The organism is Borreliella afzelii (genome assembly GCF_014202295.1).
Taxonomy (GTDB): domain Bacteria; phylum Spirochaetota; class Spirochaetia; order Borreliales; family Borreliaceae; genus Borreliella; species Borreliella afzelii.
The window spans coordinates 74,748-90,549 of record NZ_JACHGM010000001.1; the positions used below are offsets into that span (position 1 = coordinate 74,748).

At 28.7% G+C, this 15,802-nt stretch carries 20 protein-coding genes and 1 tRNA gene; 5 read left to right on the forward strand and 16 right to left on the reverse strand.

Going from position 1 to position 15,802, the window contains the following annotated elements; all coding sequences use genetic code 11:
- Nucleotides 1–32 precede the first annotated feature (32 nt).
- The 16 genes from HNP63_RS00270 to HNP63_RS00345 all read right to left on the reverse strand — a co-directional run bounded on the left by HNP63_RS00270 (nucleotide 33) and on the right by HNP63_RS00345 (nucleotide 11,727).
- Nucleotides 33–1,511, reverse strand: coding sequence for a hypothetical protein (locus tag HNP63_RS00270; RefSeq protein WP_183226917.1), 1,479 nt, complete (start codon nucleotides 1,509–1,511; stop codon nucleotides 33–35).
- 11 nt (nucleotides 1,512–1,522) lie between these two features.
- Nucleotides 1,523–3,442 carry an ATP-dependent zinc metalloprotease FtsH gene (ftsH, locus tag HNP63_RS00275; RefSeq protein ID WP_183226919.1) on the reverse strand — a complete coding sequence of 640 codons (1,920 nt, stop codon included), beginning with the start codon at nucleotides 3,440–3,442 and terminating at the stop codon, nucleotides 1,523–1,525.
- Nucleotides 3,439–4,761 (reverse strand): tRNA lysidine(34) synthetase TilS, encoded by a 1,323-nt coding sequence (gene tilS / locus HNP63_RS00280; protein ID WP_044052308.1) that lies wholly within the window; start codon nucleotides 4,759–4,761, stop codon nucleotides 3,439–3,441. The genes ftsH and tilS overlap by 4 nt, the downstream gene beginning before the upstream one ends.
- Nucleotides 4,761–5,327 carry an aminoacyl-tRNA hydrolase gene (gene pth, locus HNP63_RS00285; protein WP_183226921.1) on the reverse strand — a complete coding sequence of 189 codons (567 nt, stop codon included), beginning with the start codon at nucleotides 5,325–5,327 and terminating at the stop codon, nucleotides 4,761–4,763. The genes tilS and pth overlap by 1 nt, the downstream gene beginning before the upstream one ends.
- 4 nt (nucleotides 5,328–5,331) lie before the next feature.
- Nucleotides 5,332–5,880: a 50S ribosomal protein L25/general stress protein Ctc gene (locus HNP63_RS00290; protein WP_004789749.1), complete on the reverse strand. Its 549-nt coding sequence runs from the start codon at nucleotides 5,878–5,880 to the stop codon at nucleotides 5,332–5,334.
- Between the two features lie 23 nt (nucleotides 5,881–5,903).
- Nucleotides 5,904–5,975, reverse strand: a tRNA-Gln gene (locus tag HNP63_RS00295).
- A 61-nt stretch (nucleotides 5,976–6,036) separates the two neighbouring features.
- Nucleotides 6,037–6,330 carry a DNA-binding protein SpoVG gene (spoVG, locus tag HNP63_RS00300; protein ID WP_004789867.1) on the reverse strand — a complete coding sequence of 98 codons (294 nt, stop codon included), beginning with the start codon at nucleotides 6,328–6,330 and terminating at the stop codon, nucleotides 6,037–6,039.
- A 103-nt stretch (nucleotides 6,331–6,433) separates the two neighbouring features.
- Nucleotides 6,434–6,784 carry a ribosome silencing factor gene (gene rsfS / locus HNP63_RS00305; protein ID WP_004789998.1) on the reverse strand — a complete coding sequence of 117 codons (351 nt, stop codon included), beginning with the start codon at nucleotides 6,782–6,784 and terminating at the stop codon, nucleotides 6,434–6,436.
- A complete protein-coding gene (locus tag HNP63_RS00310; protein WP_183226924.1) occupies nucleotides 6,759–7,943 on the reverse strand; it encodes an LCP family protein in 1,185 nt (394 codons plus the stop codon). The genes rsfS and HNP63_RS00310 overlap by 26 nt, the downstream gene beginning before the upstream one ends.
- Nucleotides 7,940–8,521 (reverse strand): nicotinate (nicotinamide) nucleotide adenylyltransferase, encoded by a 582-nt coding sequence (gene nadD, locus HNP63_RS00315; protein WP_048830714.1) that lies wholly within the window; start codon nucleotides 8,519–8,521, stop codon nucleotides 7,940–7,942. The genes HNP63_RS00310 and nadD overlap by 4 nt, the downstream gene beginning before the upstream one ends.
- Nucleotides 8,522–8,603: 82 nt before the next feature.
- On the reverse strand, nucleotides 8,604–9,590 hold the full coding sequence (obgE, locus tag HNP63_RS00320) for a GTPase ObgE (protein WP_183226926.1): 987 nt from the start codon (nucleotides 9,588–9,590) through the stop codon (nucleotides 8,604–8,606).
- Between the two features lie 41 nt (nucleotides 9,591–9,631).
- Nucleotides 9,632–9,877, reverse strand: coding sequence for a 50S ribosomal protein L27 (gene rpmA, locus HNP63_RS00325; protein WP_002656482.1), 246 nt, complete (start codon nucleotides 9,875–9,877; stop codon nucleotides 9,632–9,634).
- Nucleotides 9,877–10,197, reverse strand: coding sequence for a ribosomal-processing cysteine protease Prp (locus HNP63_RS00330; protein WP_004789481.1), 321 nt, complete (start codon nucleotides 10,195–10,197; stop codon nucleotides 9,877–9,879). The genes rpmA and HNP63_RS00330 overlap by 1 nt, the downstream gene beginning before the upstream one ends.
- Before the next feature lie 5 nt (nucleotides 10,198–10,202).
- Nucleotides 10,203–10,514: a 50S ribosomal protein L21 gene (gene rplU / locus HNP63_RS00335; RefSeq protein ID WP_183226928.1), complete on the reverse strand. Its 312-nt coding sequence runs from the start codon at nucleotides 10,512–10,514 to the stop codon at nucleotides 10,203–10,205.
- Between the two features lie 57 nt (nucleotides 10,515–10,571).
- Nucleotides 10,572–11,102, reverse strand: coding sequence for an adenine phosphoribosyltransferase (locus HNP63_RS00340; RefSeq protein WP_004790020.1), 531 nt, complete (start codon nucleotides 11,100–11,102; stop codon nucleotides 10,572–10,574).
- Between the two features lie 64 nt (nucleotides 11,103–11,166).
- Nucleotides 11,167–11,727: a DUF2147 domain-containing protein gene (locus HNP63_RS00345; protein WP_004789505.1), complete on the reverse strand. Its 561-nt coding sequence runs from the start codon at nucleotides 11,725–11,727 to the stop codon at nucleotides 11,167–11,169.
- A gap of 248 nt (nucleotides 11,728–11,975) precedes the next feature.
- Here HNP63_RS00345 and flgF point away from each other — a divergent pair, with 248 nt between their 5' ends.
- The 5 genes from flgF to HNP63_RS00370 all read left to right on the forward strand — a co-directional run bounded on the left by flgF (nucleotide 11,976) and on the right by HNP63_RS00370 (nucleotide 15,762).
- On the forward strand, nucleotides 11,976–12,824 hold the full coding sequence (flgF, locus tag HNP63_RS00350) for a flagellar basal-body rod protein FlgF (RefSeq protein ID WP_004790038.1): 849 nt from the start codon (nucleotides 11,976–11,978) through the stop codon (nucleotides 12,822–12,824).
- 12 nt (nucleotides 12,825–12,836) lie between these two features.
- Nucleotides 12,837–13,634 (forward strand): flagellar basal-body rod protein FlgG, encoded by a 798-nt coding sequence (flgG, locus tag HNP63_RS00355; RefSeq protein WP_004789519.1) that lies wholly within the window; start codon nucleotides 12,837–12,839, stop codon nucleotides 13,632–13,634.
- Nucleotides 13,635–13,686: 52 nt separating this feature from the next.
- Nucleotides 13,687–14,268 carry a hypothetical protein gene (locus HNP63_RS00360; RefSeq protein WP_326491332.1) on the forward strand — a complete coding sequence of 194 codons (582 nt, stop codon included), beginning with the start codon at nucleotides 13,687–13,689 and terminating at the stop codon, nucleotides 14,266–14,268.
- A 173-nt stretch (nucleotides 14,269–14,441) separates the two neighbouring features.
- Nucleotides 14,442–15,452: a flagellar basal body P-ring protein FlgI gene (locus HNP63_RS00365; RefSeq protein ID WP_048830713.1), complete on the forward strand. Its 1,011-nt coding sequence runs from the start codon at nucleotides 14,442–14,444 to the stop codon at nucleotides 15,450–15,452.
- Nucleotides 15,442–15,762, forward strand: coding sequence for a rod-binding protein (locus HNP63_RS00370; RefSeq protein ID WP_004789697.1), 321 nt, complete (start codon nucleotides 15,442–15,444; stop codon nucleotides 15,760–15,762). Before HNP63_RS00365 ends, HNP63_RS00370 begins: the two co-directional genes overlap by 11 nt.
- Nucleotides 15,763–15,802 lie beyond the last annotated feature (40 nt).

The following is a 15,802-nucleotide window of genomic DNA, read 5'->3' on the forward strand; positions in this document are numbered from 1 at the left end:
AAAATTAATAATTAGGGATTCTATTAAAGTTATCATTCAAGAGAATGATAACTTTCAAAATAATCATCATCTAACAAAGCTTTCTTTATTTTTAATTTATCTTTTTCATAAATCTCAATATAATTAAATTTTTTAGAACCATTAACTTTTCTATAAATTGAAACCAAACTTCCAAGCACATAATTTTTAATTTCTACTAAATCAAATCCAAAATATTTTTTTTTACTTATCAGGCTTGATCTAATATCTAAAACAGAAATTTTTTCAAAAAATAAATTTAAAGCGGTAGGTAGAAAAAAATCTTTAATGTTAATTAAGAACAACTCTCTGATCCCAAGACTATTAAAATTGTAGCCTAAATTATTAAAAATATTGTACTTAAAAGCATGTAAAGCAAAAGTATAAACATCCCTTTTATCAGGATATTGAACCTCAATCATATCAACGTAGGGATAAACAGAATAATTTATTTTATAACCAAGCAAACTATTCTCATAATAAACTGGAGATTTGTCTTTAAAATAAACTTTATTAAAATATCTATTAGCTAAACTAAATTTATTACCAAAATCTACTATTCCTGAAAAAATGCCTACTAAAACTCCATCTTTGAGTATAGCAACATTATTTTCATTATCAATAAAATAAATTCCTGACAACCTTTTATAATCTTCTAAAAATTTACTCTTCAGATCAGGATCTTCTAAAAGATCATAAAACATTTTATATTCATTTATTGTCTCGGGAGGAAATTTTTTAAAAATACTATAAGCTTCATCGGGATCTAAAAGTTTATATTTTAAAAAATAAATGCTATGAATTCCATTATATTCTTTAATTTTATCCTTAAGAAAAGAAAACAAAGAAACAGAATTGTCATAATTAAAATCTGAATTTCTAAATATATAATTAATATTTTCGGTTGTAAAGAAAAAATCTTCTTTCGATCTAATGGTATTAAAAATGCTAAAAAAAAACCCATCTTCTTTTAAAAACCACTTAAAAAATAAAAAATCATTACCATACAAGGAAAAAGCTTTGAATAAAATTTTTTTAAAATCATCTCCAAAACTTTCAAGTCTTCCAGAAGCTTCAAGTCTCATACAAATTAAATCTTTATCTATTTGCAATTCTTCATTTAAGTTCCCATACAAAGTAATAATTTCTTTATACATATTCTTATTTTGATTTTGTCTTAAAAGCAACGCAAAATAACAAGTGTATATTTCTTTAAGAGTTGTTGCTTTAAAATTATTAATATTAATTGCTTCTTTTAATAAGTAAATTCTATCTATTAAAGCAATATCCTCTTTTAATGCAAGCTCATAAAGAGAGTCTGAAGCTAAGTTGAAATCAAGAGATCCATAAATTAAATCATTTCCTTTTTGAAAATTGGAAAAATTTTTAGACTCATTGAAAAGAATATTTGAAATATCTTCATCTTCTTTGACTAAAACTGCATTTAGGTTTATAGAAATAAAAAGAATCAAACCCATCTTTAAATGAAACATAAGCACTTGCCTTAACCTTTTGTATCTTCCCCCTTTACTTCCTTTGCAGTAGATTCTACTGCAAATAAATCGTATTCATCTTTACTAGCTTCAAAACCCAAAAGCTCCCTTACTTCTTTGTCTGTCAAAGTCTCCTTTAAAACAAGTTCTTTTGCAAGCTTAACAAGCTGATCCTTATGCTCTACAAGAATATCTGATGCCTCTTTTAAACATTCCTCAAGTATTCTTTTTACCTCTCTGTCAACTTTATCAGCAGTGTTCTCAGAATAAGCCTTAGACTTTGAAAACTCTTTTGGAAGAAAAATGGGTGCTTCATCATCTACTAAAAATATTGGCCCAACTTCTTCGCCCATTCCCCACTCCGTAACCATTTTTTTAGCTAAACTAGTAGCTTGCATTAAATCATTTTGAACACCTGCTGTTGTAACGCCTAAATTTATTTGCTCGCTAGCATAACCACCGTAACATATCTTTATTTTATCAAGAATTTGGTGCTTATTGATCGAAAGTCTATCTTCCCTTGGAAGCGAAAATGCAACACCAAGCGCTCTGCCTCTTGGAATAATGGTAACCTTATGTAATGGATCAGCGTGTTCAAGATAATAATGAAGCAAAGCATGACCTGCCTCGTGATAAGCCGTCTCAAGCTTTTGTCTGTCAGTGATAGTCATAGATTTTTTTGCAACTCCCATCAATATTTTATCTCTAGCCTCTTCCATATCTTTCATTAAAATTTCATCTTGATTATTCCTTGCAGCTATTAAAGCTCCTTCATTAATTAAATTTGCAAGATCAGCACCACTAGCTCCAGGAGTGGCTCTTGCTATTACCTGTAAATTAATATCTTTTGAAAGCTTTGTTTTTGAAGAATGAATATTTAATATTGCTTCTCTTTCCTTAATATCAGGCAAAGAAACTGTTACTTGTCTATCAAATCGCCCTGGCCTAAGCAAAGCAGAGTCAAGAACATCTGGACGATTTGTAGCAGCCATAACGATTACATTAGTATGCGTTCCAAATCCATCCATTTCGACCAATAGTTGATTAAGGGTTTGTTCTCTTTCATCATGCCCACCACCAAGCCCTGCACCACGACTTCGACCAACAGCATCAAGCTCATCAATAAAAATGATGCATGGGGAATTTTTTCTAGCATTATCAAATAAATCTCTAACACGACTTGCACCAACTCCAACAAACATTTCAACAAAATCTGAACCTGACATGTGAAAAAAACTAACTCCAGCCTCACCAGCAACGGCTTTGGCAAGCAAAGTTTTACCAGTACCCGGAGAGCCAACCAAAAGCACTCCTTTAGGAATTTTTGCACCTATTTTTTCAAATTTTTTTGGATTTTTAAGAAATTCAACAACTTCACGAAGCTCTTGCTTAACCTCTTCTTGACCGGCTACATCTTTAAATGTGATTTTATTCTTTCCAGCTTCATACTTTTGAGCATTACTTTTCCCAAATGTAAAAACTTTTCCACCACCACCTTGAGTTTGACGAAATATAAAGAAAAAGAAAATAAAAAATAAAATCCACGGCAAAGTTTGTAATAAAACCCCAATCAAAGAAGCTTGGCTTTTTCCTGAGCTAAGCTCAACTTTTTTACTTTTTAGCTCTGAAAGCAGATTTATATCAAGATAAGGAATACTGGTAGAAAAATAGGATTTTGCAAAGTTAGAACCTTTGACAACAAATTGAATCAAATTTTTATCAATTATTACTACAGACTCAACTAGTCCATTGTCCAAATAACTCTGAAAAGTGCTATAAGGAACATTTTTATAGCTTTCCCCTCCCCTTATGAAATATGACATAAATATCGCTGAAATTAAAAAAATAACAACAAGCCCTAAAATCCAATTTTTATTTTTCTTTTTGTTATTAGATTTTCCATTATTATTCATATTATTATTGCCATTCATTCCTTTAAAAGCCCTCCAATCAAAGATATACTAATTTTTTTAAGAATGCTTTTTTCACTCCATACTAAGTTTAAAGTATTTAAATCAATAATTCCAATTAACCTGTTATCTAGTGCTAATAACATTAAATAAATCGGATTACACCTTATAAACTTAGAAAAAAATTTTTTTGCTTTCAACTTATCCTTAAAAAATTTATATCTAAACTCATAAGAACAACATTTTAATCTTGATACAGAAGCTGCATTGCACTCTAAACATTTTAGCAAAATCTTACCTAAAGATAAACTATGCCATTTGCCAACTTCTAAAATAAAATCAAAAGGTTTGTAAAATTTTTCATCCCTTTTAAAGATTAAATTAATTTTATTATGCCTTTTTTCTAAAAAAAAATCATTGGTTTTCAACAAAACATTGTTTTTCTTTCTATCAATCTCTATTTTAAATAATTCATTAAGAGCTTTATAAGAAATTTTAGCTACAATTCCTTCTGAATTTAAAATTTTAAAAATCAATCTAAACACTAAATACTTGGGAAAATCTAAAAAAGCTTTCAAATCAAAAGAATAATAGTATTTACCTTTCTCAACAGGGAAAAATTCATCTTTTTCAAAATAATTCACAAATTCCTTTGAAAATTCAGATATTCTTTTAAGACATTTTTCATACCCTTTAAAAATCTTTTCTATAGAAGGTAGTAAATTATTTCTAACTTTATTTCTTAGGTATAAATTTTGAGAATTTGTACTATCAATAAAAACCCTGATATTATTCAAAGATAAAAAATTCTCAATTTCTGGCCTTGAAACCTCTAGTAAAGGTCTTATAATATTTTTATTGACACTAGGAATACCTACAAGACCATCCAAAAAAGATCCTTGAAAAAATCTCATAATTATTGTTTCAATTTGATCGTTCTCGTTATGAGCAAGTGCAATATAATTTGCATCATTTTCTTTAAGAGCATTTTCTAAAGCATTATATCTACATTTCCTTGCAAGCTCTTCAATAGATACTCCCAACCTAACTGATTCACTTTTTATATCTATATCACATTTCTTAATTTGCAAAGCAATGTTATAAAGATCACAAAACCCTTTTACATGCTCTATTTCTTGATTTTGTTCATTATCAGGTCTAATAAAATGAGCAAAATAAAATGCAATGATATTATTGCTCAAATAATATTTTAAATTTAACAATAAAGTTGTAGAATCAGCTCCTCCAGAAAAAGCAACAATAACCCGATTTTTATTTAAAGAATTTTTTTTATAAAATTTATCTATTTTAATTTGTATATTATCGTCTAAAAAATGCATTAAAAATTACTAGAATTAATTTTTTGAACTTTATCTTTAAAATTTGACTCACTAATATCAATTAACTCATCGCTTAAAAAGTCATACAATTTTTCAAGTCTATCTATTTCATCCTTACAAAATCTAGAAAGAACAAAACTCTTTATATCGCACATAACATTGCTTCCAACCCCAATATAAAGTCTACTGTAATTAGAGCTTCCAAGAACACTTGAAATTGACTTAAGACCATTATGAGTAGACATACCACCTCGCTCTTTAAGCCTGCATTTTCCCAAAGGAAGATCAACATTATCAAGAACAACTAATAGATTCTTTATGCACATATAAAAATCTGAAAATATTGAAGGAAATAAAGATCCGCTTAAATTCATATAAGTCAATGGCTTAACCAAAATTACCCGTCTAGAAATCACCCTTAACTCTGAATATTCATATTTTTTTTTCCTCTTTAAAAAAAGGCCATTCTTAGAAACAATTTTATCTAAAAGAGAAAAGCCAACATTATGTCTGGTTAAAGAAAATTCTAATCCGGGGTTTCCTAATCCGAGTATCAACAAACCCATAAAATCACTTTATAATAACAACTTCCAAATTATCATCACTTTCTGCAAGCTTAACATTAGAAGGTAATACAAGATCTTTAAGAAGAACACTATCTCCTTTGTTAACGGGAGTTAAATCAAGCTCTATGAATTCTGGCAAATCCAAGGGCAAAGACCTTACCTTAACTTGCTCTTTTAAAACAGTCAAAATTCCACCCTCTTTAACCCCAATAGAAGCCCCAACAAGCTTGATAGGAATATATTTTTCAAGCTCAACACGCTTATCTACTTCGTAAAAATCAATATGATAAATGAGCTTGCTGGCAATATTTTCTGCAACATCTTTAACAAAAACACATCTTTCAACCTTGCCATCATCTAATATCAAGACAGTATTATCTGTAAACTTTGCAAATTTTTTATTAAACTCACTACTCTTAATTTTCAAATGTAAAACATCATTGCCCTGCCCGTAAACAACAGCCGGTATTTCACATTTAGCCCTTATTCTGCGAGCATTAGAAGACCCAAAGCTTGATCTATATTTACAACTTAAAACCCTGCTATTTTCCACCAAAAAACTCCTAATGTAAAATACTGGGACGGAAGGATTCGAACCCTCGAATGACTGGACCAAAACCAGTTGACTTACCGCTTGTCGACGTCCCAAATACCTTAATACTTACAATTGACAAGCATACAAGATACAACACGCTTTGTCAATAATTATCTAAAAATCTAATTCAAGCTCAAGATCAGCTGGATTTTCTCTTACATATTCCTTAAAAATAGAAGTTTGCAAAGTTTTTCTAAAATCCTGACTAATAGGATGTACAATATCTTTATACTCACCAACTCTCGTTCTTCTGTTAGGCATAGCAATAAATACTCCCTTTTGCCCTTTAATAACTCTAATATTGTGAAGAACTAAGCAATTGTCAAAAGTAACTGCAACATATGCTAACAATTTAGAACCAGAATTTTTACTTTCAACTTTCTTAATCCTTATGTCTGTAATATCCACTTATAAGCCTCCCGCAAAAAGTACATACCTTAAATCTAAAATATTTTCTATTTTTTGTAAACATATTTTTATGATATTTTTAGTTTTTTTAATTAAACAGTAATCAAGGATAAATAATAATTCCTTTGGACCATATTTTTTCAAGCTCATAGTATTCTCTAGACTTTTCGCTCATTAAATGAATTACCAAATTTCCACCTGAAACAACAGTCCAATCATAAATTAATCCTTTCTCTTGAACATTAAGATTAATTTTTTTTTCTTTAAAAAATTTAACTATCTTATCAATATACAAAGCTTCCATCTGCTTAAATGATACAAAAGTAGCTATTATAAAAAAATCAGTCCAATTGCAAATATTGCCAACATCAATACCTATAACGTCAATTCCATTAAAATCGCTTATTATTTTACATAAAGCATTAATATCACTTACTTTTAACATATCTTCCATCAAAATCATCTCCTAAAACAACTATTACATCCGGATTAATATCAAGATTATCAAGCTCTAATAATCTTTTAGTTTGAACTTCAGAAATTGGCTTAATATTTGAGGCTTTAATTGCCTCTCCAACTCTAACAGCCATTTCTAAATTATCAGAATTATTTATAATCAAGGTATTTTTATAAGAATTTTTATCTGCATTGCCAAATTTTAAAACTTTAAATTTTAAAGAATTAAAAATATTTGCTGTTTTTTTTGCAAGTCCAACAACTTTTGTTCCATTTAAAACAACAATCTTTACTACCTCTTCCAAGCCTTCATTAATCAATTCTTTATTCAATTTATCTACCGATTCTTTTAAAATAGCACCTCCATAATAAGGGAAAACCACCTTTATCAAATTATTATCATTATCCTTAAAAATCTCTTCTTGCCCTTTAATATTAATAGAAATAATTTTATCATTATTTATTTTATAATTTTTAACAATATACTTAAAAACAACCTCTGAAAGGTTAGTATCTAACATGGAATATATTTTAAAAAAAATATCATTTTCAATGCCAAAATCTGAAATTTGAAAAAGAAGTTTTTTAAAAAACTCTTTAAAAAACTCGCCTCTCTCTTCAAAATGATTAACATCATTAAAATATCTCAAATAATTATAAGATTTATCGCCATCAAAATTAGAAGTACCAGAGGGTATTAAAATAGAATCCTCAAAACTATAAACTTTTACTGGGTTTTTAACAAGAAGTCTAACCCCCCCCAAATAATCAATGAGCCTAACAAAATTTTCTTTTTGAAAACGAATATAATAATCTGATTCATGAGATAATTGTGTATAAATTTTAGACAAAAACTTATTAAAAGAATTTTTTTTATAAAGATCTTTAAACCAAGATATATTGCCTTTTAAATCTTCATATCCAGTATGAATTGGAATATCTAAAAAGCCAAGATTTCCTGTTTTTATATTAATAAAAATTTCTTGCATACTTACAAGATTTTTGTTAAGATCTTCTACTAGAAACAAAAAACTAATATTACTCTTTGTATTAAGCTCAAAGTAAACCAGCTCTTTTTTTGAACTTCTAATAAAAAAAATTACTACGCCCACTATTATCAAAACAATTAAAACTAAAAAAATTAAATCCTTTCTCAAACATTTACCTTTTTAACATATAAATTATTATCTTTAATGTATTTTAACACACCAAAGGGTAGTAAATAGCTAACAGGAAATCCATTTGCAATTCTATTTCTAATCTCTGATGAGGAGATCGGTATTATTTTATTATCTATATAAATATGCTTAAAAGAACTTTTCAGCTTTTCTTTGTAGATTCTGTGAGCAACAACAAGATCAACAGAGCTAGCAATACTTTGAGGATCTTTCCATGAATCAAAATTTTGAAAAAGATCATCACCAATAACCAAAAAAAGTTTATCGTTTTTATATTTTTTTTTAACACAAGAAATGGTATCAATAGTATAAGTTATTCCACCATTTATTATGTCACAATCATCTATGAACATTTTATTTTCATTTTTTAATGCAAGCTTGAGCATATCTATTCTATTCTTAACACTAACACCCTCCCCAATCAATTTATGAGTTGGATTGCAAGTAGGAATAAATATTATCTTATCAATATTTAATAAATATTCTATCTCTTTGGCCAAAAAAATATGTCCTATATGAACTGGATTATAAGTGCCCCCCAATATTGCAATTCTCATGAATTATTTTTTCCTAAATCAAATTTGACATCCGAAAACCAAGTCTTAAAAATAAAAAAGCCCACAATAAAAACTAATTTTATTAAAAAGCTTTAGCCAAAACAAAAAATTCTTTAATAAGCTCATCAATCCCCTTATTTTCATAAATAGAGATACCAACAATCTTTTCTTTTCCCAAGGCTTTTATCAAGCAATCGAAATTTTTCTTAGAACTATCCAAATCAAGCTTATTGGCGATAATAATTTTTTTTTTATAAAAAAGGTTATAGCTATAAGTTTTTAATTCATTTAAAAGAATGTTATATGATTCTAAAAAATTTGCTTCAGAAATATCAATCACTAAAGCTAAAATTTTAGTTTTGCTGATATGTTTTAAAAATCTGGTTCCAAGTCCTACTCCAAAGCTAGCACCTTTAATTATCCCTGGAATATCTGCAATTATTAAATCATCATAAGAATATCTAAGTATGCCAAGATGGGGAATTTTTGTTGTAAAAGGATAATTTGCAACCCTGGATTTTGCTGATGTTATTCTATTAAGAAGAGAAGATTTGCCGGCATTAGGAAGGCCAACAAGTCCAATATCCGCCACCAAAAAAAGCTCAAGACGCACATTCAAGCTATTGCCTGATTCTCCAGGTTGAGCAAACCTTGGCGCTCTTCTCACTGAAGTTTTAAAATTCCAATTACCAAGACCACCTCTGCCACCTTTTAAAATAACAAATTCGTCATTTAAATTTTCAAGCCTACACAAAAGAGTTCCATCATTTTCATTATAAATGTCTGTATTTGGGGGAACAAAAAGAATTAAATCTTTACCATTAGCACCACTCCTCTTGAAGCCCATTCCAGGTTGACCATTTTTAGCACAAAGCACATGGCCGTTTTTATAAAAAGATAAAGTACGAAGATTTTCTCTCACCTTGAAAATTACACTTCCACCACTCCCACCATTTCCGCCATCTGGACCACCTTTTGCATTAAACTTTTCTCGCAAAAAAGAAACGCACCCAGAACCACCATTGCCTGAAACTACCGTTATGCTTACAGAGTCCTTAAAGTTATACAAACTTTCTCCAATTTTTCAATTAAAACTAAAACAACTACATACTAAACAATGCTTACATATTTTCGCCCCTTCAAAGTTTTAAACTCTACCTTACCAGATGAAAGCGCAAATATTGTATAGTCTCTTCCAAGACCTACATTTTTACCTTTATGAAATTTTGTACCTCTTTGTCTAACAATTATTTCTCCAGCCTTAACAAACTGACCACCGCTTCTTTTAACTCCAAGTCGCTTAGATATAGAATCTCGTCCATTTTTTGAACTACCACCACTTTTACTTGTTGCCATTAATTTTCCTCCAAAACTAATTTAATATCATCAGGATACTCAAAGCATAAATCGTTTATGCCTCTAATTAAAAATCTACTATAATAAAAAAGACTTTTTTTACTCAAATCCTTAAAAAAAGGCTTAAATTCCAAATAGCCTCTTTTTGAATTTTTTACAATAAAAGCCTCACCTTCAAGATCAAGAACACTGAAAAAGGTTCTCAAAATAAAAGAAAAAGAAGAGCAGACAACGTTAACATTATTCTTACTCATAGCATGACCATTGGCTAAAAGATAAATGATTACATCGTCTTTTACTTTTACTAAAACATTAATCAATAAACTTAAAAAACTATTTCATCAACCAAAATATAAGAATAAGTTTGCCTGTGCCCAACTTTTCTCTCACTTGATTTTCTTCTTCTATATCTGTAGGAAACAACCTTTTTATCTTTTTTATCTTCTTTGTAGGTACATTTAATAGAAGAATTTATAACATAGGGCTTTCCTATTTTAATCTCTCCATCTTTATTAATAAGCAAAACACTATTAAATTCCAGCTTCTCTTTTTCAACAGGAGAAATTTTATCTATTTTTAAAAATTCGCCTTCAACAGCCTTATATTGCTTACCATTTATTTCTACCAGTGCATACATTATATTACCTCAACTAAACATTGTAAATTTAATAAAAAAGAAAAGTCAAGCATTAAATTAATCGTACCTTACAAGAGAATTAACCTCATAGCCTTCAAGAATACGCCTACCATTAATACCACAAAGCTCAATAAAGCAAAAAATATTCTTAACCCTGCCCCCGGCTCTCTCTAGCAAAATTGCAGATGACTTTAAAGTCCCCCCAGTAGCTAATATATCATCTATTAAAAGAATATTGGAATACATTCTAACATCGTCTTTATGTACCTCTATTCTCCCAAAGCCATATTCAAGCTCATACTCTTCGCCAAAAACCTCTCTAGGCAATTTACCTTCCTTTCGAATTAAAACAAGGGGGAGTTGCATTTTTAAAGACAAAGGGGCGCCTATCAAATATCCTCTAGACTCAACAACAGCAATGCAATCGATCTTTTTTAAATTATAAAAAGAATATACCTCATTTATTAATGAGGTATAAACTTCGGGTTTTAACAAAACACTAGTAATATCGTAAAAAAGAATACCCTTTTTAGGAAAATTGGGCACTTTTGCAATAAACTGATCATAATACTCTGTTTTATTTTTCATAACCTACTCATCTCATCTATATGTTTATGTATTTTTTCAAAAATAGCAAAACCAAAAGCTAAATTTATTTTTTTACAGGGGGCATTGGAACAAGATTATGCAAGTCTACTTTTGGTATTTCATCAGCCTTAGCTCTTGTCCAAATCTTACTTCTGCCAAAAATCCAAACTTTCCCCTTGGTGACAAGATTCCCGGTTTTACTATCAACGCTCATCTCAGAATTATAAATTTTACCATTTTTAGGATCTATTATTTTGCCCCTATCCCACTTTTTAGAAGCAGAAGAATACTTAAGGCCCCACATAAAATCAAGACCTTCTATTGCAAGATTTTCAAATCCAACAACGGTGTCTCCTGAAGGATTTTTAGCATCATACTTTTTACCATCTTTTATTATGGTTAAAATTCGACCGCAAACTTCTCCATTATATTTATAAACATAAATAATAGAATTTTTTATCTTGCTTACATCATCATAACCAACCCAATATCCTAAAACTTCATTTTCAGAATTAAGGTTTTCAGCCTTATTAATAATTTCCTTTTCATTTAAATCTTCTGAATTTGCAAACAAAAACATTACAAAACAAAAAAAAAGAAAAAACTTTAAAAAAGTTCTATTCATTAATTCTCCTTAAAACTAATAATTCTAAATTATAGTTCTTTTTTTTTTTAAAATTACTCATTTTAAGATGAGTATTTTAAATATTAGCCACAAAAATCATTATACAACTTATTTTATAATTTTAATTATTAAGATAAAAACCTAGATAAAAAATATTAAAAGAAGTAAAAAACAATAGGTCAATTAATTGTTATCTAAGACAATTGATGCTAGTATTAATAAAGTTAATTGTCTTAAAGGATTTAACCGTGGTAAGAGGAATTTATACAGCTGCCAGCGGAATGATGGCAGAAAGGCGCAAGCTTGACGTAGTGTCAAATAACTTGGCAAACATAGATCTTATTGGATACAAGAAAGATTTATCAATTCAAAAAGCATTTCCAGAAATGCTAATAAGAAGACTAAATGATGATGGCCTTTATAAATTTCCTAAAGGGCATCTTGAAACAGCCCCTATTGTAGGCAAGCTGGGAACAGGAGTTGAAGAAAATGAGATATATACACTATTTGAACAAGGTCCATTAAAAACTACTGGCAATCCATTAGATTTAGCACTAACTGATCAAGGATTTTTTGTAATACAAACTTCAGATGGAGAAAGATATACAAGAAATGGTTCTTTTACTATTGGAAAAGAAGGAATCCTTGTTACAAAAAGCGGATTTCCTGTTCTCGGAGAAAAAGGATATATATATCTAAAAAAAAATAATTTTAAAATAACACCTCAGGGGCAAATCTTCCATAATTCAAACTTTGAATCAAACCCTAGAAGACTTGTTAGTGAGCATGAAAACTCTTGGGAAAATTACGAACTGCTTGATACCATCAGAATTGTAAATTTTGAAAATCCCAGATTTCTCAAAAAACAGGGAAATTCTTTATGGATTGATACAAAAACATCTGGCAAAGCGCAAGAAATTGATGTATCATTAAGGCCTAAAATAGAAACAGAAGCACTCGAAGCTTCCAATGTTAACGCAGTTAAAGAAATGGTTTTAATGATTGAAATCAACAGAGCTTACGAAGCTAATCAAAAAACAATACAAACTGAAGATAGTCTTTTGGGAAAATTAATAAATGAAATTGGAAAATATTAAGGAGCATATTTTATGATGAGAGCATTATGGACAGCAGCAAGTGGAATGACTGCACAACAATACAATGTAGACACAATTGCTAATAATCTTTCAAATGTAAATACTACAGGATTTAAAAAAATAAGAGCAGAATTTGAGGATTTGATTTACCAAACTCAAAACAGAGCAGGAACTCCTGCAACTGAAAATACTTTAAGGCCGCTTGGAAATCAAGTTGGTCACGGAACAAAAATTGCTGCTACCCAGAGAATATTTGAACAAGGAAAAATGCAATCCACCAATTTACTCACTGACGTTGCCATTGAAGGAGATGGATTTTACAAAATTCTTCTGCCTGATGGAACTTATGCATATACCAGAGATGGATCATTTAAAATCGATTCTAATCGAGAGCTTGTAACAAGCCAAGGATACAAGGTATTGCCTAATATATTCTTTCCAGAAGAATATATCCGAGACTCAATTACAATATCTGAACAAGGAATAGTATCGGTAAAAATTGATAACAGCAACGAGCCAATAGAGCTTGGACAAATTGAAATATCAAGATTTGTTAATCCTGCAGGACTAAGTGCTATTGGAAGCAATTTATTCAAAGAAACAGCTGGATCAGGCCAAGAAATAGCAGGAATACCAGGAAGTAAAGGTATGGGAAAACTAAGGCAAGGTATTCTTGAAATGTCAAATGTATCTATTGCTGAGGAAATGGTAACAATGATAGTAGCTCAAAGAGCTTATGAAATAAACTCAAAAGCTATTCAAACTTCCGACAATATGTTGGGAATAGCAAATAATTTAAAAAGGCAATAAAATAAAAAAAAAATTATTTGTTTTTATTTTATTTTTCACATCAAGCTCAATTATGAGCACTGCTCATAATTTGTGCTTTAATATTACTCCTAGTAAGGCATACTTCTTTTCAAAGAAATATTCAAAAATATGCAATAATCAAAGCTTGTCAAAAATATATATCCCCCCACATTTAAATAAAAAATCAATAATTTTTGAAATGATTTATTACATCACAAAAAATTTATCAAATGAAAATATCTATATACTTCAATTCAACTTTGATGAATCTGAAATAAACATAAACGACAAGTTTTTCAAAAAAATAAAATTTAAAGTAAAAAGCAACAACTCATACAAAAATATTCCAATTCAAAAAATTCTGGTTTATTATGCAAAAAACTTTGAAAATTACAAAAGGCATAATTACATTAATATGTATATTGATATAATTGAGCCTATTGTATTTGCAAAAGAAAATCTAAGAAAAAATGAAATCCTTGATGAACACAATATATACTTTAAATACAAAATTAACACAACCGGGATAAATGATTTTTTAAGCCTAAATGAATTAAATAATAGTAAATATAAAGTTATACGCAACATAATCAAAAATGAAGAGATAAGATTAAATAAGGTCCAAAAAGACTAGTGCTTTATTTTATCTTTCTTAATCTAAAATTTATTGAATGTCATCTGTATTTAAGACAAATAATATTTAATAAATCAAGGATTACCTAATAATTAACTAAAAAAGTTTCATTAAATTACAATAATTGATATAAAATAGTAGATATTAAAGAAATGAAAGAAATAGGTTAAAAAATGAACAAACTAATGTTAATGTTAATTACATTTGCTACAAGTCTATTGGCCCAAACAAACGAAACTTCAACAGGACTAAAAGCAGAACAATCATTTAACAATAACCTGTCTGAAAGCGTGAAATTAACAGAAATTGCGGATATTTGTCCCACAAACACAATTTTTTTAACGGGTACTGGAATAGTAGTGGGTCTTCACGAAAAAGGAGACTCCCTAAAGCAAAAAGACCTTATAAGTAAAATTTTAGAAGAAAACAATACAATAGATGAAATAAGCCTTAATAACATAGAAAGCAAAAACATTGCACTAGTAAATGTTAGTCTTCAAATAAAAGGTAATACAATTAAAGGCTCAAAACATAAAGCCTACATTGTATCAATACTAGATTCAAAAGATTTAACAAATGGAATACTTTTAAAAACAAATCTTAAAAATAACGAGAAAGAAATAATAGCAATTGCATCAGGAATTATAAAGAACAATAACAAATTAAAAGGATATGGACATACTTCTGAATACACCCTAGATAGTGTAATAATAAATGAGAATCAAAATATTAACTACGGTTATAATATAATTCTTAAAAAAGGAAATTATACACTAATAAATAGAATTCATAAAATATTGACCTCTAAAAAAATCAACAACAAAATCAAATCAGATAGCACAATAGAAATAGAAGTAAAAAACATAAGCCTATTAGAAGAGATTGAGAATATTGAAATAGAAACTACCCCTAAGATATTAATAGACAAAAAAAATGGCATTATCCTAGCAAGTGAAAATGCAAAAATAGGGACGTTTACATTTTCTATTGAAAAAAACGATCAAAATATTTTAAATAATAACAATAAAACAACAATTCAAATAAATTCAATGAAATTAAACGAATTCATATTGAAAAATTCCAACAATCTTAGCAATAAAGAATTAATTCAAATAATTCAAGCTGCACAAAAAATTAATAAATTAAATGGAGAACTTATCTTGGAGGAAGTTGATGGAAACTAAAATTAATTTACAAAATCTAAAATTTAAAAATCAAATAAATAATTTTAAAAATCCAATAAAAATAAAAAAATCCTTTCAAAAAAACGAAGAACTTAAAAAAGCCTCTTTAGACTTTGAAGCTATATTTATCAAGCAAATGCTTGACAGCATGAAAAAAACTCTTAACAAAGATCAAAATCTGCTAAGCGGAGGCCAAGTAGAAGAGATTTTTGAAGACATGCTTTACGAACAAAGAGCAAAACAAATGGCACAATCTCAAAGCTTTGGAATTGCCCAATTGATTTACAATCAATTAGATAAAAATAAATAATTCTAAAACACTCCACCTTAAAATTATATCCAATTTAATT